This window comes from Pseudoxanthomonas indica (assembly GCF_900167565.1).
Taxonomy (GTDB): domain Bacteria; phylum Pseudomonadota; class Gammaproteobacteria; order Xanthomonadales; family Xanthomonadaceae; genus Pseudoxanthomonas_A; species Pseudoxanthomonas_A indica.
Genome location: NZ_FUZV01000001.1, coordinates 1,986,469 through 2,010,885 on the forward strand (window position 1 = coordinate 1,986,469; position 24,417 = coordinate 2,010,885).

Below are 24,417 nucleotides of genomic sequence, written 5' to 3' on the forward strand. Positions count from 1 at the left end.
CGTGGTGACGCAGCTCGCAGCCAGGACAAGCGCAGCGGCGATGGACAGGTGCAACGGCGGGAAGCCTGCACGGCAAGTGGGTAAGCATCGATGCGACATGGGGCACTCCGGCAAGGGTGGTCTGACCGACCATGCCGAGCGTCTGCCGGCCCTTGCATAGGAATGCTCCGAAAAACCCCGGCGCTTACGCGCGGCGCGGCATGCTCAGATCGTGGCGATGGTGGTACGCCACTGCTTCTTCCACCTCCTGACGTGAGCCCAGGAACACCGGTACGCGCTGATGCAGGTGCTGCGGCTGCAGTTCCAGGATTGCCTCGCGTCCGGTACTGGCGGCGCCGCCGGCCTGCTCCACCAGCATGCCCATGGGACTGGCCTCATACATCAGCCGGAGCTTGCCGGCCTTGCCGGGGTCCTTGTTGTCCCACGGGTAGATGAAGATCCCGCCGCGGGTCAGGATGCGATGCACGTCGGCCACCATGCTGGCGATCCAGCGCATGTTGAAGTCCTTGCCGCGCGGTCCTTCGCTGCCGGCCATCAGGTCATCCACATAGGCCTGCATGGCCGGCTCCCAGTGCCTGCGATTGGACACGTTGATGGCGAACTCGCGCGTCTGCCCGGGAATGCACATGCCGCGCTGGGTCAGCACGAAGACACCCTGCTCGCGATCCAGGGTAAAGGCGTGTGTGCCGTGGCCGGTGCTCAGCACCAGCATCGTGCTCGGCCCATAGATGCAGTAGCCGGCTGCCACCTGCTGGCGACCCGCCTGCAGGAAATGCTCGTCGCCAGGTCGAGTCACACCCTCCGGGCAGCGCAGCACGGAAAAGATGGTGCCCACCGAGACGTTGACGTCGATGTTGGAACTGCCATCCAGCGGATCAAACAACAACAGGAAGCCGCCGCGCGGATAGGCGTCCGGAATCGGCTGGCTGTGATCCATTTCCTCCGATGCACAGGCGGCCAGGTGTCCGCCCCAGGCGTTGGCTTCCAGCAGGATGTCGTTGCTCAGTACATCCAGTTTTTTCTGCGCCTCGCCCTGCACGTTGCCGGTGCCGGCATCGCCCAGCACGCCGCCCAGCGCCCCCTTGCCCACCGCAATGGCGATACTGGTGCAGGCGCGTGCCACCACCGCAATCAGTTGGCGCAACTCGGCGTCGATGCGGCCGGCGCGCTGTTCCTCAATCAGGTAGCGGCTGAGGGAAACAGTCTGGGCGTGCAGCTGGGGCATGGCAGGGTCCGGAAGGCGGCGACCCGCGCATTGTCCGGATTGCCACTACCAATGCAATACCAATCCAGGGGCGGGCGGTGCCCCCGGGCTCAGATGATCCGCAGGGTGATCGCCTTGAGCACGGCGCGGGTGCGGTCGCGGGTGCCCAGCTTGTCCAGGATGTTGGAGACGTAGTTCTTCACCGTGCCCTCGGCCAGGAAAATGGTGCGCGCGATTTCCTTGTTGGAATAGCCGCCGGCGAGAAGTCGCAGGATGGCGACCTCGCGCTCGTTGAAGGGTTCGCTGGGTTGGGTTTGATCCTGGAACTGGAAGCGCGCGCGCACCGGGTCGGTGCTGACCGGCTGCAGCAGCGTGGCCCCTGCCGCCACCTGGCGAATCGCCTGGCTCAGGTCGGCGGGTGCGGCATCCTTGAGCAGAAAACCCTGCGCGCCGGCTTCGCTGGCGCGCAGCAACAGATCGCTGTCGTCAAAGGTGGTGAGCAACAGTACGGGCGTGGCATCGCCGCGGGCGCGCAGTGCCTGCAGCGCCTGGATGCCGTCCATGCCGGGCATGCGGATATCGCTGAGGACGACATCCACCGGCGTGTCGTGCAGGCGTTCCAGCAACTCGCCGCCGCCTTCGGCCTCGAACACCACCACGATGCCGGCCTGCCCTTCCAGCAGGGCGCGCAGGCCGGCGCGAACCAGGGCCTGATCGTCCGCCAGGGCGACCCGTACCGGGGTGGCACGATCAAAGGAATTCATGCGGAAACCTCGCTTCCAGGACCAGGCCACCGAGATGGCCGCGTTCAATCGACAAGCGGCCACCGTGTTGCTCCACCCGCTCGCGCATGCCGGCCAGACCGTTGCCCTCGCGCATCACCGCCGGCGCCTGACCATCGTCGTGAATACGCAAGGCCAGTCCATCATCGGCTTGCGCCAGGTGCACCGACAACAACGAGGCATGTGCATGGCGCACGGCATTGGTGAGCGCTTCCTGCACGACTCTGAGCAGCGTCTCGGCCAACGCCGGGTCGCGCACGGTGATGGCATCGTCAATCCGCAAGGACAGCTGCAGTGACGGCAACGGCGCCGCCAGTGCACGCAAGGCGGTCTGCAGATCCACACCGCGCGAATCGCGCAATGCCTGCACCACATTGCGGATGTCCTCGAGCAGTTCGCTGGCCAGGCGCTCACTGGTGGCCACATGCGGGTGCGTGGCCAGCGCAGGGTCGGCCGCCAGCGCGCGCAGGTTCAACTTCATCGCGGTGAGTTTGTGTCCGGCCACATCATGCAGCTCACGCGCCACACGCAACCGCTCGGCATCGCGCGCGCTGTCGGCCAGCAACGCGCGCGTGGCCAGCAGGTCGGCGTTGACCAGCGCCAGTTGATCGCGGGTGCGCTCGGCGTTGCGGGCGTAGTGGCCGGTCAGCGCGGCAAAGGCCTGGAAGCCCAGGTAGATGGTGATGAACAACCACGGCGCCGGATGATGCGCATGCAGCACCAAGCCGATGAAGCCGAGATTGGCCAGCGCCATCATCAACAGCGCCTGCCGCGCCTGCCACAACATCGCGACCTGGGCTGCGAGGATCACGAGCAATACCGCGGCGGTGCCGGTGCGCGGGGCCGCGGCAATCACGCCCAGCGCCGCCAGCAGTTCCACCCAGACGCACAGATTCTGCACGCGCCTGCGCAGGCCCGGCAGGTCCAGCACCAGGAAGCCAGCCAGAAAGATCACCATCAACCCCAGCCGCTCCGGGGTAAAGCCACCGGCTTCTGCGCGCAAGGACAGCAGGACGGCTGTCCACGTCAGCAGGCCGGCCAGGTTCAAGGGCTGCAGCAGATGTCGGAGGCGTTCGATCATGCGTCCATGCTGCCCGTCCCGAAGCCCGCGCAGCAATGCCTGCACGGCAAATGATGACTTCCGGCAGGTCGCACTGGCCTGCTGACACCACGCTGTCAGCAGGCCCCGCGCACGATGACCTCCCATCACGGAGGAGGTGTGCCATGTCGCAATCATCCATCCCTGCCCCGCGCGCCGGCTGGTGGCCGCGCGTACTGGGCGGCTACGTGGCGGGCCTGCAGCGCAGCCTGGTCAGCGGCGAGCAACTGATCTATCCCGCTGGAACCCGCGACGTCATCGCCGACGGCCGCCACGACTTCGATTTCCTGCATGGCCGCTGGCAGGTCCATAACGTGCGCCTGCGCGAACGCCTGGTCGGCTGCACCGACTGGGACGAGTTCCAGGCCCGGGTCGATTGCGGACCCGTGCTCGACGGCGGCGGCAACCAGGAGCAGTTCGTCACCGACTGGGCGGGCGGCTATCGCGGCATGACGCTGCGCCTGTACGACCCGCACCAGCGTCAATGGAGCCTGTACTGGGCCAATCGCGAAGACGGCGTGCTGGAGCCGCCCGTGGTCGGTCGCTTCGAGCATGGCGTGGGCCGGTTCTTTGGTCGCGATCGCGTGCACGGCCGCGAGGTCCAGGTGCGTTTCCGCTGGCATGACATCCAGCCCGACAGCGCGCATTGGGAGCAGGCCTTCTCGACGGATCGTGGCGATACCTGGGAAACCAACTGGCACATGCATTTCAGCCGGGTGGCGGCATGAACGCGCAACTTCAGGACATGGCCGTCGCCCCGCGCATGCGGGCCGGTGCCGCCGCGACAAGCCAGCACGCGCTGGGCGTGATCGAGCTGCGTCAGTACACGCTGCATCCCGGTCGTCGCGATGAGCTCATCTCCCTGTTCGAGTCCGAGTTCATCGACACGCAGGAAGCCACCGGCATGACCCTGCTGGGGCAGTTCCGTGATCTGGACGATCCGGATCGCTTCGTCTGGCTGCGCGGTTTTGCCGACATGGACCATCGCCGCGAATCGCTCGCCGCGTTCTATCAAGGCGCCGCCTGGCAGCAGCACCGCAACGCCGCCAACGCCACCATGATCGATTCCGACAACGTGCTGCTGCTGCGTCCGGGCGCCGACATCGCATCGGGCATCGCCCTGCCCCTGCGCCAGTCCGGCGAGCCCGATGAAAGCCGCATCGTCATTGGTCTGCATTACTTCGACGCACCGGTCGGCGAGGATTGGCTGAGCCACTTCGAGCAGGTGCAACGCCCCTGGCTGGAGGATCTGCGCGCTCAGGTGGTAGCCACGCTGGTCAGCGAGTACGCGCCAAACGACTTTCCCGCGCTGCCGGTGCGCGAAGGCGAGCACGTGTTTGCCTGCGTGCTGCGCTTTGCCAGCGAAGCCGACCACGAGCGCTGCGACCGCCAGCTGCAGGCGAGTTGGCACATTGGTTCGCAACCGCGCCGGCACGAGCTGCTGCGGCTGGCCCCCACCTCGCTTTCGCGACTGGGACGCTGACATGGACCGTCTTTGCACGCAGCGCCGTCGACACGCGATGATGCCGACATGCGCCGCGCCGACCGCCTCTTCCTGATCATCCATGCCCTGCGTGGACGCCGCACTGCCCTGCCCGCCCGGACCCTGGCCGAGACGCTTGCCGTCTCGCTGCGCACGGTCTATCGCGACGTCGCCGACCTGCAATTGTCCGGCGTGCCGATCGAGGGCGAGGCGGGCGTCGGCTACCTGCTGCGCAAGGGTGCGGATATCCCGCCGCTGATGTTCAACGCCGACGAACTCGAATCGCTGGTGGTGGGCACGCGCTTCGTGCGTGCGTTTGGTGGCCAGCGCCTGGCGGCAGGCGCGCGCTCGGCCCTGCTGAAGATCCAGGCCGTGCTACCGCCCGAACTGCAGGCGCGCGCCGAGCGGACGCGCATCTACGCGCCGGAACTCAAGGACCGCTTCGAGTCCAGCGGCCTGCTGGATCGCCTGCATGAAGCCATCGAGGCGCGTCGGGTGCTGCGGCTGCTCTACCGGGATCAATCCGGCGAGCCCTCACGCCGCGATATCGAACCGTTGTGCCTGGCCTTCTGGGGCGGCAGCTGGACACTGGGTGCCTGGTGTCGCCATCGCGCCGACTTCCGCAGTTTCCGTCCGGACCGCATCGAACAACTGGAAGAGCCGGGTGAGACCTTCGACGAAGATCCCGCGCGCGGCCTGCAGGCCTACTTCGAACGGGTCGCGCCGCCGCCCGGGCAAGGCTAGCGTCGCCACTCCAGGCCCAGCCAGACGCTGCGGTCGGGGCCGGGCTCGTAGTAACGCGCATTGCCTTCGTTGACGATCACCGAGCCCACGTAATCGCGATCCAGCGCATTGTCCACGCGGGCAAAGGCTCGTAGTGAAGATGCGCCCCACTGCCAGCGCCGGCCAGCTTCGAGATTGACCAGCGCGTAGCCTGGCGCCGACTCGCTGCCGATATCGTTGACCGACACATCGCCGATCGCAATGACTTCCGCCGCCGCTGACCAGACCGCGGGCTGCCAGGCCAGTCGGCTGAAGAACTGATGTCGCGCGGTGCCAGGTATGCGCGCGCCCGCGGCCACCGGCGTGTCGGGCGTGGCGCAGCCGCTGCGTGCACAGGTCAGGAAGCCATCGCGGAACTCGGCCTGCAGCCACGTGTAAGCCAGCTGCCATTGCCAGTCCTGGCCGAACGACAGGTTCACGGCCGTCTCAATGCCTTGCCGGCGTGCCTGTCCGACATTGCGATACGTACTGCGCCCGCCCAGGTTGCTGGCCACCGACAGCTCGTCATCGGTATCGGCACGGAACAGCGCCAGATCCCATTCCCACTGATCGCCGCGCCACTTGCTGCCCAGCTCCGCATGCCGGCTGATCGCCGGCTGCAGATCGAGCGCGAGACCGGCGCCGCCGTCGGCGCGATAGCCCACTTCGTTGAAGGTCGGTGTTTCGAAGCCGCGACCGAGCGACGCGTACACGCGCCAGTCTGCGGTCGGCGCAAACATCACGCCGGCCACGGGCGTGGTCTCGGCGTAGCGCACGCTGCCACTGTCATCGGGATTGGCGCCGCGGACGTAGTGATCCACCGAAGCAAAATCGATTGCGCTACGGCGCGCGCCCACCAGCACGGACCAGGCGGGCGCCAGCTGCCACCACAGCTGCGCATACAAGTCGCGATTCTCCACCCGGTTGCGCTCGTCGCGTCGCAGCGCGCCCTGCACGCCCAACTGATCGCCGACGAAATTCTCGTAGCCGCGGCGCTGCTGGATCTGCCGATCCGCGCTGGCGCCTGCAGTGGCCTCCACGTCGCGCCCGGCCCACTGCCCCTGCCAGGACCAGCGCGCATCCAGCCCGCCATAGTCGTTGGCCAGATCGATCACGCCGCCACTGTTCAACGGATTGGCCTGCGCCGCGACCGGCAGCGCCAGGTACTGGCGCACCTCACGCTGGCCGCCGTAGGCCACGGCGTGCACCTTCTGGCGCTGCGCAACGGGAAGATCCAGCACCAGCCCGAGTTGATCCTGGCGTACCGACTTGCGCGTGTTGAACTGCAGGGCCACCCCGGTGGCCTGGCGCGGATCGGCCTGCCACTGCGCACGGCTCAAGCCGAGCGGGTCCTGCGCATCCGGCAAGTTCACATGATTGCCCACCAGCTGCAGGCGACCCTGCTCGCCCAGGCTCACCCCGAGCTTGCCGTTGAACGATTCGCGCCGCGCCGCGCTGTGTTCGCGATAGCCGTCCGTATCGAACACGCTGGCGGCGAGGTTGTAATCCACCCTGCCCTGGCGACCCAGCCAGCGCGCGCCCAGACTGCGGCTGCCGTGGCTGCCGGCGCCGGCGCGCACGTCCACTTCATCCGGGCTGGCGCCATCGGCGCTGAAGAACTGCAGCACGCCGCCGGACGAATTGCCGTACAGCGCCGAGAACGGGCCGCGCAGCACTTCCACGCGGTCGCCCCCCATCAGGTTGAAATGCGAGAGCTGGCCCTGCCCGTCCGGCATGGTCGCCGGCACGCCATCGGCGTACAGCCGCACGCCGCGCACGCCAAACGTGGCGCGGGCGCCGAAGCCGCGGATGGAGAGCTGGGTGTCCTGCGCATAGTTCTGGCGATCACGCGCCAACAGGCCGGGCATGCCGGCCAGTCGTTCGGACAGGTTCACTCCGGGCGAGGCGTTGGCGGCGCGCAGATCCACGCGATCCAGCGATGCCGGCGTATCGAATGCCGATACCCCTTGCAAACGCGCGGCTTCAACGGTGACACGCGGCAAGGTGGAGGGAGTTTGTTGCGCCTGGGCCGGAACGGCGGCGGCGATGGCGAGCGCCAACAAGGCGCGGGGCGAGCGGGTCATGCACGGATTCTAGGCAAGAATCCGCGCGCACTCGATGAAGCCGATGCTTCAGACGTCGCCGTCGGTGGCCCAACCTTCGCCCGAGCCGCGATGGAAGACATGATCCGTGCCCTGCACCTCGCCAGCCGGAATGGCGTCCTGCGCATGCAGGCGCGCATGCAGGCGCGCATAGATCGGGGTGAAGTCGGGCGCGGTGGATTGCATCAGCTGTTCAAAGCTGTCGATGACGAAGTAGGTCTTCTGATAGGTGTCGATGCGATAGCGCGTGCGCATGATGCGCTCCAGATCAAAGCCGATCCGGTTGGGGGCGTCATCTTCCAGCGAATACAGCGATTCGCCCTTGGACGAGACGATGCCCGCACCGTAGATGCGCAGGCCCTGCGGCGTGTTGATCAGGCCAAATTCCACCGTGTACCAGTACAGGCGGGTCAAATGCACCAGCGCCTGCGGATCGATGGCATGCGCCTTCACGCCTCCTGCGCCGTAGGCCTGCATGTAGTCGGCAAACACGGGGTTCATCAGCAGCGGCACATGGCCAAACAGATCGTGGAAGAGATCCGGTTCGGCGATGTAGTCGATCTGATCCGGGCGGCGAATCCACCAACTGACCGGGAAGCGGCGGTTGGCCAGGTGCTCGAAGAAATCCAGTTCCGGCAGCAGGCCTTCCACGCCGATGATGGTCCAGCCGGTCGTCCTGCCGAGGATTTCATTGAGCTCGCTGAAGCGCGGAATCCGATCCGGGCTCATGCCCATCGCGTCCTGCGCCTGCAGGAATTCGTCGCTGGCGCGCCCGACCAGCAGCTCCCGCTGGCGCTCGTAGAGCTTGCCCCAGGTGTCGTGGTCGGCGGCCGGGTAATCGGCCGGCTGCTCGATGATCGCCGTCGTATAGACCGGCACGTAGCCCTTGTCGGTCTGCTGGCGTTCGACGCGGCGCGGTTCGTTCATGGCGGGGCTCCAAAGGACAAACCATGCTAGCCCCGCAGGCACGCAATAGGCTTGCAAAGTTGCGCGACAAATGAGATTTCACGCAATACTATTGCGTGACTGCGTGCTGCGAGGCAACAAACCATGGAATCGACCCCGCTGGACCGAATCGACCTGCGCCTGCTGGCGCTGCTGCAGACCCAGGGCCGCGCCGCCAATTCGGACATCGCCGCACAGGTGAACCTGTCGCCCTCGGCCTGCCTGCGCCGCATCCAGCGGTTGGAATCGGCCGGCGTCATCGATGGCTATGCGGCGCGGGTCAGCCCGCAGGCGGTGGGGCTGGGTCTGCAGGCGTTCGTACGCGTGCAGCTGGAAAAGCATGGCCCCGACAGCATCGACCGCTTCGCCGAGAACATGCAGGCCTGGGAAGAAGTGGTCACCTGCCACGCGCTGACCGGCGACATGGACTACCTGCTGCATGTGGTGGTGCGCGACCTGGAGCATTTCTCGCGCTTCCTGCTCGATCGCCTGCTCAACTCCAGTGGCGTGGCCGACGTCAACTCCAGTTTTGTGCTGCGCACGGTCAAGGGCTTTGCCGGTTGGCCGCTGCCGCGGTCCTAAGCTGCGCGGCGGGCCGGATCGGTCCATCATCAGTCGCGACCCGGAGATCCCCGACATGACGGCTGGCTTGCGTAACCTGGTTCCCTTCGTCCACGTGCAGGACGTTGCGCGTTCAATCGCCTTCTACGAAAAGCTGGGCTTCGTCCTGCAGAAGACCCATGCCGAACCCGGCACCACCCAGCCCATCTGGGCCTGGCTCGAAGGCGGGCACGGCCAGCTGATGTTGGGTCAGTCCAGTGGTCCCATCGACGCGGGTCAGCAAGCGGTGCTGTTCTACCTCTACTTCGAAGACGTCAAAGCGACCCACGCCGAACTGGCTGCCGCAGGCCTGCCGGTCGGGCCGCTGCGGTTTCCGTTCTATTGCCCGCAGGGCGAGTTCCGCCTGCACGATCCCGACGACTACGTGCTGCTGCTGGCGCATAGCTGAAAACGACAGGGCAGGGCAGCGCGGACAGCCGGTGACCGACGTGCAGGTGGCGTGCAGCGGCCGGCGTACACTGCCGGCATGGACCACTCCCTGCTGCCTTCCTGGAACCGCGCCTGGCATGGTCTGGCCGCCAGCGGTGACGGTCGTGCCTGGTTTGCCCAGCTGCTGCATTGCTACGTCGAGCCGCAGCGGCATTACCACACGCTGCAGCACCTCCAGGAATGCCTCACTCATTTCGAGCATGTCCGCGCTGCAGCGGCGCATCCGCATGAAGTGGAGATGGCCCTGTGGTTTCACGATGCCATCTATGAAGTCCGCGCCGCCGACAACGAGCAGCGCAGCGCCGACTGGGCGCGCGAGGTGCTGCGTGGCGCCGATGTGGAAGCGGCCGCGGCCGATCGCGTGCATGCACTGATCATGGCCACCCGCCATACCGCCATCCCGTCCGGCCAGGACGAGCAATTGCTGATTGATATCGATTTGTCGATCCTCGGCGCCGACGCCGAGCGCTTCGCGGAATACGAAGATCAAATCCGGCGCGAATACGCCTTCGTGCCCGGCTGGCTGTTCAAGCGCAAGCGCCGCGCCATCCTGTCATCGTTCCTGGATCGCCCGCGTCTCTACAGCACCGCGCTTTTCCACGATGCGCTGGAACAACGTGCGCGTGCCAACCTGAGCGCCGCCATTGCCGGTCGCCGTGTCAGGGCAGGGGCCTCGGCATGATTCCGCCTACCGTTGAATCGCGCAGCGAAGCGGCCGCGCAGCAGGCGCGCACCGATCTTTTCCTGCTGCTGGGGCAGGCCGTGTTGACCTTGATGGCGGGCGCGTGGGCCGCCAAGGCGGCGGCGCCGCAGCTGCACGGTGCGGCGTGGATGGGGTCGGTGTTGCTGCTGACCGCGCTGGTCTGCGCGTACGGCTCGGTGCGCGTGCTGGTGGCCACCGTGCTGGCGCCTTGGGCGGTGCTGCAACTGATCCAGCGCGTTCGCGATCCACGTCAGGCGCGCGTGCCGACCACGGCAAGCGAGCGACGCTTCAGCCTGGCAATGAATGCCATAGCCATGGTCACCTTTGTTTCGGTCGCGCTGGCCGCAGCCACCGCGCTGTGGTGGCTGGCCGACGGCGTGGATCTGGTCGGCGCGCTCTGGCGATTCGGTGTGTCGGCGCTGGTCCTGGCCTTGTCCATTCCGCGCGCCATCCGCGCGCTGGGCTGATTCTCAGGCCGCCGTTACTGCACGGTCGCCTTGTCTTCGCATTTGTCCGATCCCCACAGTTTGCCCAGACGGAACTTGCTGTCGTCGCAGGGCGGCGGGGGAGGGGGCGCGAGCGGGGCCTTGCGCGCGGCCTGCGCGGCCAGGCGGTTTTTCTGCAGCAGCTCCAGGCGCGCGCGGATCTGCGGCAGCGCCGCCAGCGCGGCGCGTTCGCCTTCCAGGATCGCGTTGTTCTTCTGCGCGAAATCGGCCGCGCCAATCTCGTTGACCTTGGGCCGGATCACCACGTCGGCGCGCGCCAGCTCCTGCTCGCCCAGCTTCTGACCCATGATGCTGATGGATTGGTTGACGATGCCCAGCATGTTGCCCGGGCGCGTACCCGGCGCCTTGCTGGATATATCCACCGCAATGACGAAGTCCGCGCCCAGCTGGCGCGCCGCGTCCACCGGCACCGGGCTGACCACGCCGCCATCCACGTAGGTCGCCTTGCCGATCGTCACCGGTTCGAACACGCCGGGAATGCTGCTGGAGGCGCGCACCGCCTGGCCGGTATTGCCGCGCACGAACACCGCGCGCTCGCCGGTTTCCAGCTGGGTGGCCACCACCGCCAAGGGTTTCTTCAAATCCTGGATCGGTCGCTTGCCCACCTGCTCGTTGACGTAATCCTGCAAGGCCAGACCCTGCACCAGGCCACCGGAGAACAGGCGCACATCGCGGATCCGCGACTCATCCAGATCAAACGCCACGCGCTGCATCTGGAACGCGTCCATGCCGCTGGCGTACAGCGCGCCGACCACGCTGCCGGCGCTGGTGCCGGACACCACCACCGGCTGGATGCCGTTGGCTTCCAGCATCTTGATCACGCCGATATGCGCGAAGCCCTTGGCAGCGCCGCCGCCCAGGGCAATGCCCACCTTGATCTTCGGCAGCGGCGCAGCGGTCACCGGCGGTGCCACCACGGTGGCGGCAGGCGTTGTCGGCTTCGCGTTGTCGCCACACGCGGCGAGCAGGGCCAGCGGCAGCAGCAGCAACAGAGGTCGGCGTTTCATCGGGGCGCGCAGGAATGTGAGGCCGCGCAGCATAACGCGGGCATTACGCGGGCGGCGGCGGGCAGGTGGCTGGTCGTTTCGTTGATTCAGACAAGCGCGGTTGTCGTCCGGCATGGCGCGCGCGTCTGCCCCCCATCCGCCGTTCGGGCAACTTCCCCCGCTCGCGGGGGAAGGAAAGAGGGCACGTTCCCCGCTCGCGGGGGAAGGGCTGGGAAGCAGGGAAGGCGAGGGCGGCCAAGGCCGCGGAACATACCCGCGCGGCCTCTGGCGTACGGCCGTGCCCGGCTTATGAAACTGAATTGGCAACATCACGATTACGGTTGTAACGATCAGGACTTCCGGCCATTGCCGGGGTGGGTTGCTGTAATGCAACATTAACAATGCGGCCAGCCTGCCGCCTCCGACCACCCTCCGGAAAAGCCACCGCCATGTCCCAGTCCCGCCTTGCCGCGCGACCGCATCGTCTTGCGTTCGCCATCGCCGCCCTGTTGCCGTTCGGCCCCGTCCTGGCCCAGGACGCTGCACCGCCCGCCACCACGCCCCAAGCTTCGACCCTGGACGCCGTGCAGGTGACCGCGCAGCGCAAGGTCGAGAACATCCAGGACGTGCCGGTCTCCATTTCCAGCGTCAGCGGCGAGAAGCTTGACGTGCTGGGTTCCGGTGGCAACGACGTGCGCTTCCTGTCCGCACGCGTGCCCAGCCTCAACATCGAATCCTCCTACGGCCGCGCCTTCCCGCGTTTCTACATCCGTGGCCTGGGCAATACCGACTTCGATCTCAACGCCTCGCAGCCGGTCTCGCTGATCTATGACGAAGTGGTCCAGGAAAGCCCGCTTCTGAAGGGCTTCCCGGTGTTCGACCTGGAGCGCATCGAAGTGCTGCGCGGCCCGCAGGGCACCCTGTTCGGCCGCAATACCCCGGCTGGCGTGGTCAAGTTCGAATCGGCCAAGCCGACCCGCGAACTGGACGGCTACGCCCAGCTCTCGTACGGCACCGACGACATGTACAACTTCGAAGGCGCCATTGGCGGTCCGTTGAGCGAGCGCTGGTCCGCGCGCGTGTCGGCGCTGTACCAGCGCAAGGAAGACTGGGTCACCAACACCTACGAGCCGGGCCCGGATCGCGGCGCCGAAGGCTATGACGAAACCGCCGCCCGCGTGCAGTTCCTGTACGAAGGCGACGCGTTCGAAGCGCTGTTCAACCTGCACAAGCGCCACCTCAACGGCACCGCGCGCCTGTTCCGCGCCAACATCATCCAGAAGGGCACCAACAACTTCGTGCCCGGCTTCGACAAGGACAAGGTCAGCACCGACGGCGTCAACTTCTCCGAACTCGACACTTGGGGCGGCAGCGCGCGCCTGCGTTGGGATCTGGGCGACTACAACCTGTATTCGATTACCGGCTATGAAACCGCCGAGTCGCTCAACCGCGGCGACATCGACGGTGGCTACGGCGCCGTGTTCCTGCCGGTCTCCGGCCCGGGCGTGATTCCGTTTGCTTCCGAATCGGCCGACGGCCTGCCGGATCACAAGCAGATCACCCAGGAATTCCGCATCGAGTCGGACTACCAGGGCGCGTTCAACTGGCAGGCGGGGCTGTTCTTCTACAAGGAAGACATCACCATCGACAGCTTCAACTACGACTCGCTGAGCAACGGCAATCCGCAGGCCGGCCATGCGATCCAGACCCAGAAGAACGATGCGTGGGCGGTGTTCGCCTCCGGCGAATACCAGGCTACCGACAAGCTCAAGCTGCGTGGCGGCGTGCGCTACACCCAGGACGAGAAGGACTTCAGCGCCAGCGTGCTGGAAGGCGCCCCGTTCGGCGCGCCGGTGGGCGGCCCGTACACGGTCAACACCGACAAGGACAATGTCAGCTGGGATCTGAGCGCAGTCTACGCCGCCAATGACGACATCAACCTGTTCGCCCGCGTGGCTACCGGCTTCCGCGCCCCGTCGGTGCAGGGTCGCCTGCTGTTCGCCAACGCCGCCGCCCCCAATGGTGGCGTGTCGACCGCCGATTCGGAAACGGTCATCTCCTACGAAGCCGGCGTCAAGGCGGATCTGTGGGACAAGCGCGCGCGCCTGGGCTTCACCGTGTTCCGTTACGACGTGGAAGACCAGCAGATCATCGCGGTCGGCGGCGGCGCCAACATCGCCACGCTCCTCAACGCCGACAAGACCCGTGGCCAGGGCTTCGAGCTGGATCTGGAAGCCTATGTCATCGACAACCTGCTGGTGACCCTGGGCAGCAGCTACAACGACACCGAGATCAAGGACGCCGACCTGGGCGTTGCGCCATGCGGCGGTGGTTGCACCGTGACCGATCCGATCGTCGATGGCTTCGCCCGCATCAACGGCAACTCGCTGCCGCAAGCGCCGGAGTGGGTGCACAACCTGACCGCGCGTTACAGCATCCCGATGGGCGAGGGCAACGAGCTGTACTTCTACACCGACTGGGCCTACCGCAGCGAGGTCAACTTCTTCCTGTACGAGTCGGTGGAATTCACCGGCAAGTCCTCGCTGGAAGGTGGCCTGCGCATCGGCTACGGCTGGAACTACGGTGACTACGAAGTGGCCCTGTTCGGGCGCAACATCACCGACCAGACCCGCATCGTCGGTGGCATCGACTTCAACAACCTGACCGGCTTCATCAACGAGCCGCGCTCGGTGGGCGCCGAGTTCACGATGAAGTTCTGAGCACGCGCAAGCGAGCTGCAGAAACAGAAAACGGCGAGCCCAGGCTCGCCGTTTTTCTTTACTTCAATCCTTCCACCAGCACATCCAGCAGCTGCTCCTTCGGATCCTGCCGCTGCTCCCAGTACATGATCCCGCCCAGGCCGCGCTCACGCACGAACGCCGCCTTGGCGCGCAGGGCCTGAGGATCTTCGTAACTGATCATCCGCCGCGTGCTTGGATTCCACAGCCATGCTGCCTGCGCCTGCTCATCCCAGTGGCGCTGGAAGCCGTTGCGGTCCAGATGGTTGTCGGCGATCTCCTGCCATGCCACAAAGCCGCCATCGCCTCCGAACGCCTGCTGCAGGCCATCGTGCGCAGCGCCCACATCGGCAAACGTGCGCCCGTAGAACGCCGCGCCGATGTTGATCTTGCGGGGCGGTGCGCCGGCCGCGAGAAACTCGTCGACGGCCTGTTCAGTGGTGCGGCTGCCGGCAGGCGCGACGGCGGATCGATGCAGGCCGGCGTGATGGCCGGTGGTCGCGGTCAGGCTGCCGTAGAAGTCGTAGGTCATCAGGTTGATCCAGTCCAGGATCTCCGCGATGCGCTTGATCTCCAGGCCACGCGCGGCCTCACCATCGGCGGCGGCAATGGTCAGCAGGTATTCGCGGCCGGGATTGACCTGCTCCAGCGCATCCAGCTTCGCGCGTACGGCTTCCAGCATCAGCGTGAAGTTGTGCTTGTCGGCCGGGCTGTGGCTGATGCCGGGACCGGGATGGCCGGGATACTCCCAGTCGATATCCAGTCCATCCAGATCATGCCGGCGCACCAGCTCCACCGCGGTGTCGGCGAAACGCGCGCGCGCCGTCTCGCTGGCGGCCGCTTCGGAAAAATTGCCCGCGCCCCAGCCGCCCACGGACAACAGGATTTTCAGTTGGGGATTGTCGTCGCGCAGCTTGACCAGCCCGGCCAGCGACGCGGTCGCCATCTCGTGCGGAAGGAACACTTCGTGCGCGGCGTTGACGTGGGCGAACGCAAAATTGATCACGTCCAGTTTGCCGGCGCTGATCGCGGGCAGGGTCGGCCCGTCGGCGACATAGCCGATGATGCGGTAATCCTGCGGCGCGGCGGGCTCTGCCGCGATTGCGCTACCCGCCGTTGCGGCCAGCATCATCACCAGCGCCATCGCGCCCACACCTTGCCAAGCCTTGCGCATGCCAAGCTCCTTCCAGGGGAAGGGGCACTGTAGGAGGGGCTTCAGCCCCGAAGCAAGAAAAACCCCATTGCGCGAAGCTGTAGCGGGCTCAGCCCGGCGGATCACGCGGTGGCGGAAACCGCAACACCACGCCGCGCGAACCATCGCTGTCCTGCGGTCGTACCCACAACACCGGCACCTCGCGCGGCGCAGGCGGTTTCAACTCGTCATGCAAGCGCGAGATCTCCACGTCTTCTTCTTCTTCCCAGCTGTAGCGCTTGCGCGGCAAGGGCGGATCCAGCTTGCGGAACAGAATCGCCGCGATCAGCCCACCTACCGCACCGCCCATGTGCGCCTGCCACGACACGCCGGCCTCCTGCGGCAACACGCTGAGGATCATGCCGCCATAGAACAGGAACGCGATCATCCCGGCCGCGATCGCCGCGCGATCACGCCGCAACAGTCCGAGCATGAAGATCATGAACATCAGTCCATGGGTCAGCCCGCTGGCGCCCAGATGATGGGTGCCCGGATCGCCGAGCAACCACGGTCCCAATCCCGCGCCCAGCCACACCACCGGCACCGCCCACAAGGTCGCACGCGGATACACGCTGCCTGCGAGCGTGCCCAGGATGAGCAGCGCGGTGGCATTGGCGGCGATGTGTTCCACCGAGCCATGCAGCAGCGGCGCGGTCAGGATGCCGAGCAGCCCCGAGGCCTGCAGCGGTGCAATGGCAAACGGCGACCAGTCGAAGCTGGACTGCGCCGAGTAGACGATGACCAGCAACAACACGAACGCCAGGCTCAGGTTCAAGCCCCGGAGCAGACGGCGGCGGTCATGCCGCCGCTGGTGTTCGGCATCGAAGGCCGGATGATCGGGATGATGAAGGTCCATGCGAAATCCATGGCGCCGCGCCCTGGCGATTGCAAGGGCGCGGCGACCTGGACGGAGCATCCCGCAGGCGGGACGGTCCGCCGGCTCAGCCGCCGTGGGCGGCCTTGGCCGGGCGCGCCAGGCTCAGCGCGATGGTCACGCCCAGGATCATCGCCACGCCGGCCAGCGACCACAGCACGGGAATCTTGTAGACGTCGATCAGCAACATCTTGCTGCCGATGAAAGCCAGCACGATCGCCAGGCCGTAGGGCAGCAGATGGAAACGATCGGCCATGCCGGCCAGCAGGAAGAACATCGCGCGCAGGCCCAGCACCGCGAACACGTTTGAGGTCAGCACGATGAACGGGTCCGAGGTGATCGCGAAGATCGCCGGGATGCTGTCCACCGCGAAGATCACGTCGGTCACGCCAATCAGCACCAGCACCACGAACAGCGGCGTATACCAGCGCACGCCGTCGCGACGCACGCTCAGATCCGCACCGTGATAGTCGGGCGTCAGGCGCAGATGGTTGCGCATCCAGCGCAGCACCGGGTTCTTCTCCAGGTCCGGCTCCTTGCCGGCGGCAAACCACATCTTGATGCCGGTCAGCAGCAGGAACGCGCCAAACACGTAGAGCAGCCAATGGAATTTGGCCAGCAGCGCGGCGCCGGCAAAGATCAGGATGCCGCGCAACACGATCGCGCCCAGCACGCCAATCACCAGCACACGCTGGCGCTGCTCTTCCGGAACGGCGAAGTAGCTCATCACCATCAGGAACACGAAGATGTTGTCCACCGCCAGCGACTTCTCGACCAGATAGCCGGTCAGGAATTCCAGGCCGACCTTGTTGGCCATCGCCGCGCCAGCGGTCTCATGCAGGTACCACCACAGGCCGCCGTTGAAGAGCAGCGCCAGGGCTATCCAGCCCAGGCTCCACCACAGCGCTTCCTTGAAGGTGACCTTGTGCGCGCCACCGTGGCGCATCAGCACCAGGTCGGCCAGCAGGGCCACCAGGACCACGCCGGCAAAGCCAGCCCATAACCACGGATTACCGATAGATTCCATTGCGATTCCCAGACAGGTGAAGGGTGGGCCGCAGGGACGGTCAAGCAGGGAATCGAGGGGATTCCGGACAGACCTTCGCCAAAACGGCGAAGGTCTCGCTCACAACCGTCCGGGACGATTGCCGTGGGACCGGAGCATTACGCTCGAATTGACGGCCTTCACGCTTGGGAGCTACTCCCCTTCTGCCGGCGATTCTCCCGGTCATGGCGGTCGCGGTCAACCGTGGCGGGTAAAATGTGCGGCATGAACAGTCAAAACCCCGTTGTCCGCCTGAAGAACGCCTGGCGCTCCAGCCACCCGTGGATTTTCCAGAAACTGGTGGAGAAGCCCGCCCAGAAACCCAAGCCCGGCAGCATTGTCGAGGTCGTCGGCGTGGACGGCGAGTGGATTGGCCGCGGCTTCTACAACGGCCATTCGCGGATCGCGGTGCGCATCCTGGAGACGCATCCGGAGGTGCCGGTCGACGCCGGCTGGTTCTCGCGCAAGATTGCCGAGGCCGTTTCGCTGCGCCGCGACCTGCTCAAGCTGGACGGCATCACCAACGCCTGGCGCGTGGTCCATGCCGAAGGCGACGGCCTGTCCGGGCTGGTGGTGGATCGCTATGGCGATCTGCTGGTGGTGGAGTTCTTCAGCGCCGGCATGTTCCGCCACCGCGAGTGGATCTACGAGGCCCTGCTGGAGCAGTTCCCCGGCGCACGCTTCTACAGCTTTGCCGAAGAGCACATCCAGAAGCAGGAAAGCTTCGACTTCCGCGCGCCGGATCCGGTGCCACCCTCGGTCATTAGCGAGAACGGCATCAAGTTCCGCGCCGATCCGGCCGGCGCGCACAAGACCGGCTTCTTCGCCGATCAGCGCGAGAACCGCGAGTGGCTCTCGCACCAGTGCCAGGACAAGCGCGTGCTCGATCTGTGCTGCAACACTGGCGGCTTTGCGGTGTACGCGGCCGCGCGCGGCGCCAGCGAAGTGGTGGGCGTGGACATCGACGAAGACGTGATCGAGATCGCCAAGGGCAATGCGCGCCTGAACGAGGTCAAGCCGAAGTTCGTCCAGGCGGACATCTTTCCGTACCTGCGCGATGCCGCCAACCGCGGCGATCAGTACGACGTGGTGATCCTGGATCCGGCCAAGATGACCCGCGATCGCGAGCAGGTGATCAACGCGCTCAAGAAATACCTGGACATGAACAAGCTCGCGCTGGGCGTGGTCAAGCCCGGTGGCCTGCTGGCCACCTTCTCCTGCACCGGCCTGGTCAGCGAGGAACAGTTCCTGGACATGCTGCGCCGCGCGGCCTACTTCTCAGGGCGCACGATCCAGATCCTCAAGGTGTCCGGCGCCGGCCCGGACCATCCGTTCATGGCGCACGTGCAGGAATCGCGCTATCTCAAGGCGGTGTTCTGCCGCGTGCTGGATTGAGGACGGCCACGGCAGTTCTCCCCGCTGGACCTGCAATGAAAAAGGCGACCCTGGGTCGCCTTTTTCACACGTAAGCGTGCTGGCTCAACTCTCCGGCGACAGCTCGATCACATCGAAGTCCACTTCCGGATTGACGTCGGCGTTGTAGTCCACGTCATCGCGCTCGAAGCCGAACAGCTTGAGGAACTCGTGCTTGTAGCCGGCGTAGTCGGTGAGCTCGAACAGGTTCTCCGTGCTGACCTGCGGCCACAACTGCTTGCAGGTGTCCTGCACATCCGGGCGCAGTTCCCAGTCGTCCAGGCGCAGGCGGTGTTCGTCATCAGTCTCGCCCGGCTTGCCGTCTTCGCGGTACATGCGCTCGCGGAACAGGCGATTGAGTTGCTCGATGGTGCCTTCGTGCAGGCCCTTCTCTTTCATGATCTTGAAGACCATGGAGATATACAGCGGCATCACCGGAATCGCCGAGCTGGCCTGGGTCACCACCGACTTGAGCACCGCCACGTTGGCGCTGCCGCCACTTTCGCCCAGGCGCTTGTCCAGCCGCTGCGCGGTGTGGTCCAGATCCACCTTGGCCTTGCCCAGCGCACCGTGCCAGTAAATCGGCCAGGTGATCTCGGTACCGATGTAGCTGAAGGCCACCGTGCGCGCACCGGGCGCGAGCACGCCGGCCTGGTCGAGCGCGTTGATCCACAGCTCCCAGTCCTGGCCGCCCATCACGGCGATGGTGTCTTCCACTTCCTGCTCGGTGGCCGGTTCAATCGAGGCCTGGACGATGGTGTCCTTGTTGGTGTCGATCGCCGTGGAGGTGTAGGTCTTGCCGAGTGGCTTGAGCGCCGAGCGCTTCACTTCGCCCGTGCCCGGCAGCTTGCGCACCGGCGAGGCCAGCGAGTAGATGACCAGATCCACCTGGCCGCCCATCTCGTTCTTGATCAGCTCGATGACCTTGGCGCGTGCTTCGTCGGAGAACGCATCGCCGTTGATCGACTTGCTGTACAGGCCTTCGGCCTTGGCGAACTTGTCGAACGCGGCGCTGTTGTACCAGCCGGCCGTGCCCGGCTTCTTGTCGGTGCCGGGCTTCTCGAAGAACACGCCCAGCGTGTCCGCACCAAAGCCGAACGCCGCGCTGATGCGCGCGGCCAGGCCGTAGCCGCTGGATGCGCCAATCACCAGCACCTTCTTCGGTCCGTCAGTGCGAACGCCTTGTGCGCGGGTGGCGGCGATCTGATCGCGCACGTTGAGCTCGCAACCGAGCGGATGCGTGGTGGTGCAGATGAAGCCGCGAACCTTGGGCTGGATGATCAACGTCGTCTACCTTGTGTATGTCTGCGCGGCATCTTAGTGCGCATGGGCCGGCGATTGAAGCCCGGACAGGACGATCACCATGACAGACGGGGGCGTATGGGTTAGTTCCTGGCCAATACGCTGTTGCGGCGGCTGTAGAGGAAATACACCAGCACACCCACCACGTTCCAGGCCAGGAACCACAGCTGCGTCTTGTGCGGCAGGCTCCAGAACAGATACAGGCAGCCGCCGATCGCCAGCGGTCCCACCACCCAGGCCAGCGGTGTGCGGAACACGCGCGGCCGCGACGGGTCGCGCACGCGCAGCACCAGCAGGCACACCGACACCGCCACGAACGCCGCCAGCGTGCCGGCATTGGCCAGCGCGGCGATTTCATCCAGCCGCGCCACGCCGGCCAGTGCGGCCACCAGAATGGCGGTGAACACGGTGATGGCCACCGGCGTGCCAGTGCGCGCATTGACCTTGGACAGGCCGCGCGGCAGCAGGCCGTCGCGCGACATCACGAAGAAGATCCGGCTCTGGCCATAGAAGAACGCCAGCAGCACGGTCGGCAAGGCGATGACCGCCACGATGCCGATGATGAAGGCGGCGGTAGGTTGGCCGAGTTCGCGCATGATCAGCGCCAGCGGCTCGGCGCTCTTGCCGAACACCGTGTAGCTCATCGCACCGACGGCCGCCAGCGCCACCACCAGATAGATCAGCGTGCAGCCGACCATCGAACCGACGATGCCGATGGACAGGTTGCGCCCGGGATTCTTGGTTTCCTCGGCAGCGGTGGAGATCGCGTCGAAGCCGTAGAAGGCGAAGAAGATGATCGCCGCCGCCGCCATCACGCCACGCTCGACACCGTCGGCGCTCAGCGATTTGGGGAAGCCGTAGGGCATGAAGGGATGCAGGTTGTTCGAATCGAACGCCGGCAACGCCACCGCGATGAACACGCCCAGCGCAATCAGCTTGAACACCACCAGCACCGCGTTGATGGTGGCGCTCTCGCGGGTGCCGGCCATCAGCGCGCCAGCGACCAGGAAGGTGATGACAATCGCCGGCAGGTTGAGCACGCCACCGGCATGCGGGCCGGCGGCCAGCGCCTGCGGCAAGGTCACGTCCACCCCGGTGTTCTGCGAGATCCATTGCAGGAAGCCGACGAAGTAGCCCGACCAGCCCACCGCCACCGTGCTGACCACCAGCGAATATTCCAGGATCAGGCTCCAGCCGACGATCCAGGCGATCGATTCGCCGAGCACTGCGTAGCTGTAGGTGTAGGCGCTGCCGGCCGCCGGCATCATCGTCGACATTTCGGCATAGGCCAGCGCGGCGCAGGCGCAGATCATCCCGGCAATCACGAACGACAGCAGCACGGCCGGCCCGGCCTTGTCCGCGCCCACGCCAATCAGCGTGTAGATGCCGGTGCCGACGATGGCGCCGATACCCAGCGCCACCAGGTGCGGCCAGGACAGGGTGGGAACCAGCCGTCGGCCTTCCTCATGCACGGTGACCTGATCGATGGATTTGCGCCGGAGCAAGCTATGCATGGGTGATCCTGGGAAGGCGGTGGCGCCGGTGTCGCCGGCACGAGGCCGTGGCGAGGTGGCCACGGCGCGCGTGCAGGCTAATGGCCCGCCCCGCCGGCTGGCAACCGTTCCCGCCGCATCCCCTGAGATCGCCACGGCTACACTGTCGCCATGAATTCCCAGACCCTGCTCCTGATCCTCGTCTTCCTGGCCGCGCTGGCGGTGGTCCTGCAGCTGGTGATGCTGCTGCGCAAGCCGTCCGGCAACCCGGCCGACAAGCTGGGCGAGCAGCTTGAGCGCGCACTGCGCGACGAGCACCGCGAAGGCCGCGGCGAACTGCGTGAGCAGCTCGAAGGCCTGTCGCGCCAGCAGGAGACCCGCATCGACGGCTTCGGCCGCAACCTGGCCGATCTGGGCACGCGCACCGATCAACGCCTGGATGTGTTGCGCGACAGCCTGACCGAGGACGCGCGCAAGGGCCGGCTGGAATCGGCCGAGTCGCAGCAGCGCTTCGCCGACAATCTGGGCCAGCGCCTGTCCGAGCTGACCCAGCGCAACGAGCAGCGCATCGGCGAAATGCGCACCACCCTGGAAGCGCGCCTGAAGGAGCTGCAGGCCGACAACACCGCCAAGCTCGAGCAGATGCGGCAGACCGTGGACGAGAAGCTGCACGCCACCCTGGAGACCCGCCTGACCGAAAGCTTCGGCAACGTCACCCGCATGCTGGCGCAGGTGCACCAGGGCCTGGGCGACATGACCAAGCTGGCCGCCGACGTGGGCGGCCTGCAGCGCGTGCTGACCAACGTCAAGACGCGCGGGGTGTTCGGCGAAGTGCAGCTGGCCGGCTTGCTCGAACAGGTATTCGCACCGGATCAGTACGCCGCCAACGTCGCGACCGTGCCGGGCAGCAGTGAGCGGGTGGAGTTCGCCGTGCGCTTCCCCGGCGTCTCCGACGATGGCACCGTCTGGCTGCCGATCGATGCCAAGTTCCCGCGTGAAGACTACGAGCGCCTGCTGGATGCGCAGGAACAGGCCGACGTGGAAGGCGTGCGCCAGTACAGCGACGCGCTGGAGCGCGCCATCCGCGTGCAGGCCAAGGAGATCCGCAAGTACATCGCCGCGCCGCATACCACCGAGTTCGCGATCATGTTCCTGCCCACCGAGGGCCTGTATGCCGAAGTGCTGCGCCGCCCGGGCCTGTTCGAGGCCATCCAGCGCGAACACCGCATCACCCTGGCCGGGCCGACCACGCTGCTGGCCCTGCTCACCAGCCTGCAGGTCGGTTTCCGCACGCTGGCCATCGAAAAGCGTTCGGCCGAGGTCTGGAACATCCTCGGCAGCGCCAAGCGCGAGTTCGGCAAGTTCGCCGACGTGCTGGACTCGGTCAAGAACAAGCTCGACCAGGCCAGCAAGCAGATCGATCAGACCGGCGTACGCACGCGCGCCATCGAGCGCAGCCTGCGCGAGGTGGAATCACTGCCCAGCGCGGATGCGCCGGCGTTGACGAGGGACTCAGACGAATCGAAAGACTGATCCCAACCGCGCGCTCCGGCGCCGACGCAGGCAAGCAGGCAAAAAGAAACCCGGCCAAGGCCGGGTTTTTCTTTGCCCCCTCTCCCGCGAGCGGGAAAGGTGAGGGCGGATTTTTGCTCCCTCTCCCGCTTGCGGGGGAGGGTTGGGGTGGGGACCGCCTCAGCTGCCCGGCACCAGCTCCGGCATCGGCATCGCATCCACCGGCACCGTCGGGTCCGGATCCTCGTCGTTGAGGTAGTCCGGCAGATCCTTGTCCTCGTCCTGCTTGCGCGAGCCTTCGATCTGGTACGCGCGGCGTTGCATCCACGAATCGCGCACCAGCGCGTAATCATCGACCGCGCCTTCGCGCAGGCTGTCCACCGACAACAACTGCGCGCGCGTATCCACCAGGTTCAAGCCCTGCAGGAAGATCCGCACCTTGTCCATTTCAATCTGGCGCACCACGCCGATCGGCATGTCGCCGCTCATGCCCAGGGTGTCGCGCACGGTGCGCGGGCCGAACAGCGGCAGTTCGACATAACGCGATTTTTTCCAGCCCCAGACACCCAGGGTCTGGCCGAAGTCCTCGCTGCGGCGTGGCAGCTTGAGATCGCTGGCCGGATCGAAGATGCCGCCAATGCCGAGGGTGGAATTGACCAGGAAACGCGCCACGGTCTGTCCGGCTTCCTTCGGCCGGCCCTGCAGCAGCTGGTTGATCGCGGTGATCGGCTGGCCCAGGTTGTCGAAGAAATTGCTCACGCCCAGCCGCACCGGCCGCGGCACCACGTTGGTGTACGCCCGCGCCAGCGGACGCGCGACCGCGCGGTCCACCGCGTTGTTGAAGGTGTGCACCTTGCGGTTGAACTTCTCCCACGGGTCATACGCGTGTGGCGAGACGGCGGCGGCGGGCAGGGTGGGGTCGGCCACCGCATCGCTGGCGCCACCGTAGATGGCGGCAAAGTCGTCTTCGGCGGCGGTGGGTGCGGTGACCGTTCCGTCCGCTGCATCGCTGCTGGCGACGGCTGCGCTGTCGACCGGCGAGTCGGCCGCGACCGGCGGCACCGGCACGGCGTCCTGGGCGCCCGCAGTGACGCTGCCGTCGACGACCGGGGTGGCGGCGGGTACGGCCGTCGTTTGACCGGGCGGCGCCGACGCGCAGGCGGTAGCCAGCGCGGCGAACAACAGCACGGTGCTGAGGCGGAACAGGTGCATTCCGATTCCTTGGA

General features: G+C 66.3%; 21 protein-coding genes and 1 pseudogene. 10 read left to right on the plus strand and 12 right to left on the minus strand.

Going from position 1 to position 24,417, the window contains the following annotated elements; genetic code table 11:
• Positions 1–184 precede the first annotated feature (184 nt).
• The 3 genes and pseudogenes from B5X78_RS09215 to B5X78_RS09225 form a co-directional block, all read right to left on the minus strand.
• Positions 185–1,225 (minus strand): class 1 fructose-bisphosphatase, encoded by a 1,041-nt coding sequence (locus tag B5X78_RS09215; RefSeq protein ID WP_079724104.1) that lies wholly within the window; start codon positions 1,223–1,225, stop codon positions 185–187.
• Positions 1,226–1,314: 89 nt separating this feature from the next.
• Positions 1,315–1,968 (minus strand): response regulator transcription factor, encoded by a 654-nt coding sequence (locus tag B5X78_RS09220; RefSeq protein ID WP_079724105.1) that lies wholly within the window; start codon positions 1,966–1,968, stop codon positions 1,315–1,317.
• Positions 1,955–3,212 (minus strand): annotated as a pseudogene (locus B5X78_RS09225) (sensor histidine kinase). Before B5X78_RS09225 ends, B5X78_RS09220 begins: the two are co-directional and overlap by 14 nt.
• Between B5X78_RS09225 and B5X78_RS09230 the strand changes: the two are divergent.
• Genes B5X78_RS09230 through B5X78_RS09240 form a run of 3 tightly spaced genes read left to right on the plus strand, consistent with a single transcriptional unit; the run spans position 3,211 to position 5,312 of the window.
• Entirely contained in the window at positions 3,211–3,813 is a 603-nt protein-coding gene (locus B5X78_RS09230; protein ID WP_217698656.1) for a hypothetical protein, read from the plus strand. The pseudogene B5X78_RS09225 and the gene B5X78_RS09230 sit on opposite strands and share 2 nt — an antisense overlap.
• Positions 3,810–4,568 (plus strand): NIPSNAP family protein, encoded by a 759-nt coding sequence (locus B5X78_RS09235; protein WP_217698657.1) that lies wholly within the window; start codon positions 3,810–3,812, stop codon positions 4,566–4,568. The genes B5X78_RS09230 and B5X78_RS09235 overlap by 4 nt, the downstream gene beginning before the upstream one ends.
• Before the next feature lie 48 nt (positions 4,569–4,616).
• Positions 4,617–5,312, plus strand: coding sequence for a helix-turn-helix transcriptional regulator (locus B5X78_RS09240; RefSeq protein WP_079724107.1), 696 nt, complete (start codon positions 4,617–4,619; stop codon positions 5,310–5,312).
• On the opposite strand, the gene B5X78_RS09245 is transcribed toward B5X78_RS09240, so the two are convergent.
• Entirely contained in the window at positions 5,309–7,414 is a 2,106-nt protein-coding gene (locus B5X78_RS09245) for a TonB-dependent receptor domain-containing protein (protein WP_079724108.1), read from the minus strand. The genes B5X78_RS09240 and B5X78_RS09245 overlap by 4 nt on opposite strands.
• 48 nt (positions 7,415–7,462) lie before the next feature.
• Positions 7,463–8,359, minus strand: a complete 897-nt coding sequence (gene phhA / locus B5X78_RS09250; protein WP_079724109.1) for a phenylalanine 4-monooxygenase — start codon at positions 8,357–8,359, stop codon at positions 7,463–7,465.
• A gap of 123 nt (positions 8,360–8,482) precedes the next feature.
• Between phhA and B5X78_RS09255 the strand changes: the two genes are divergently transcribed.
• The 4 genes from B5X78_RS09255 (at position 8,483) to B5X78_RS09270 (ending at position 10,597) form a co-directional block, all read left to right on the plus strand.
• Positions 8,483–8,959 carry an Lrp/AsnC family transcriptional regulator gene (locus B5X78_RS09255; protein ID WP_079724110.1) on the plus strand — a complete coding sequence of 159 codons (477 nt, stop codon included), beginning with the start codon at positions 8,483–8,485 and terminating at the stop codon, positions 8,957–8,959.
• 55 nt (positions 8,960–9,014) lie between these two features.
• Positions 9,015–9,386 (plus strand): VOC family protein, encoded by a 372-nt coding sequence (locus B5X78_RS09260; RefSeq protein ID WP_079724111.1) that lies wholly within the window; start codon positions 9,015–9,017, stop codon positions 9,384–9,386.
• A 78-nt stretch (positions 9,387–9,464) separates the two neighbouring features.
• Positions 9,465–10,109 carry an HD domain-containing protein gene (locus B5X78_RS09265; RefSeq protein ID WP_079724112.1) on the plus strand — a complete coding sequence of 215 codons (645 nt, stop codon included), beginning with the start codon at positions 9,465–9,467 and terminating at the stop codon, positions 10,107–10,109.
• Positions 10,106–10,597 carry a hypothetical protein gene (locus B5X78_RS09270; protein WP_079724113.1) on the plus strand — a complete coding sequence of 164 codons (492 nt, stop codon included), beginning with the start codon at positions 10,106–10,108 and terminating at the stop codon, positions 10,595–10,597. Before B5X78_RS09265 ends, B5X78_RS09270 begins: the two co-directional genes overlap by 4 nt.
• Before the next feature lie 14 nt (positions 10,598–10,611).
• On the opposite strand, the gene B5X78_RS09275 is transcribed toward B5X78_RS09270, so the two are convergent.
• Positions 10,612–11,643 (minus strand): patatin-like phospholipase family protein, encoded by a 1,032-nt coding sequence (locus B5X78_RS09275; protein ID WP_139381479.1) that lies wholly within the window; start codon positions 11,641–11,643, stop codon positions 10,612–10,614.
• A 428-nt stretch (positions 11,644–12,071) separates the two neighbouring features.
• On the opposite strand from B5X78_RS09275, the gene B5X78_RS09280 reads away from it, so the two are divergent.
• The gene (locus B5X78_RS09280) at positions 12,072–14,342 is read left to right on the plus strand and encodes a TonB-dependent receptor (RefSeq protein ID WP_079724115.1); all 2,271 of its coding nucleotides are present in this window, start codon (positions 12,072–12,074) and stop codon (positions 14,340–14,342) included.
• Between the two features lie 58 nt (positions 14,343–14,400).
• Here B5X78_RS09280 and B5X78_RS09285 read toward each other — a convergent pair whose 3' ends face one another.
• From B5X78_RS09285 to B5X78_RS09295, 3 genes are all read right to left on the minus strand, one after another.
• A complete protein-coding gene (locus B5X78_RS09285) occupies positions 14,401–15,534 on the minus strand; it encodes a glycoside hydrolase family 18 protein (protein ID WP_176140813.1) in 1,134 nt (377 codons plus the stop codon).
• Between the two features lie 88 nt (positions 15,535–15,622).
• Positions 15,623–16,408, minus strand: a complete 786-nt coding sequence (locus tag B5X78_RS09290; RefSeq protein ID WP_079724117.1) for a rhomboid family intramembrane serine protease — start codon at positions 16,406–16,408, stop codon at positions 15,623–15,625.
• An 85-nt stretch (positions 16,409–16,493) separates the two neighbouring features.
• Positions 16,494–17,453 (minus strand): TerC family protein, encoded by a 960-nt coding sequence (locus B5X78_RS09295; protein WP_079724118.1) that lies wholly within the window; start codon positions 17,451–17,453, stop codon positions 16,494–16,496.
• A 243-nt stretch (positions 17,454–17,696) separates the two neighbouring features.
• On the opposite strand from B5X78_RS09295, the gene B5X78_RS09300 reads away from it, so the two are divergent.
• Positions 17,697–18,866, plus strand: a complete 1,170-nt coding sequence (locus tag B5X78_RS09300) for a class I SAM-dependent rRNA methyltransferase (protein WP_079724491.1) — start codon at positions 17,697–17,699, stop codon at positions 18,864–18,866.
• Positions 18,867–18,950: 84 nt separating this feature from the next.
• On the opposite strand, the gene fabV is transcribed toward B5X78_RS09300, so the two are convergent.
• Positions 18,951–20,168, minus strand: a complete 1,218-nt coding sequence (fabV, locus tag B5X78_RS09305) for an enoyl-ACP reductase FabV (RefSeq protein WP_079724119.1) — start codon at positions 20,166–20,168, stop codon at positions 18,951–18,953.
• Positions 20,169–20,269: 101 nt separating this feature from the next.
• Positions 20,270–21,700, minus strand: coding sequence for an amino acid permease (locus B5X78_RS09310; RefSeq protein WP_079724120.1), 1,431 nt, complete (start codon positions 21,698–21,700; stop codon positions 20,270–20,272).
• 150 nt (positions 21,701–21,850) lie between these two features.
• Between B5X78_RS09310 and B5X78_RS09315 the strand changes: the two genes are divergently transcribed.
• On the plus strand, positions 21,851–23,212 hold the full coding sequence (locus B5X78_RS09315) for a DNA recombination protein RmuC (protein ID WP_079724121.1): 1,362 nt from the start codon (positions 21,851–21,853) through the stop codon (positions 23,210–23,212).
• A gap of 159 nt (positions 23,213–23,371) precedes the next feature.
• Here B5X78_RS09315 and B5X78_RS09320 read toward each other — a convergent pair whose 3' ends face one another.
• Positions 23,372–24,403: an MlaA family lipoprotein gene (locus B5X78_RS09320; RefSeq protein WP_079724122.1), complete on the minus strand. Its 1,032-nt coding sequence runs from the start codon at positions 24,401–24,403 to the stop codon at positions 23,372–23,374.
• Between the last annotated feature and the right edge of the window lie 14 nt (positions 24,404–24,417).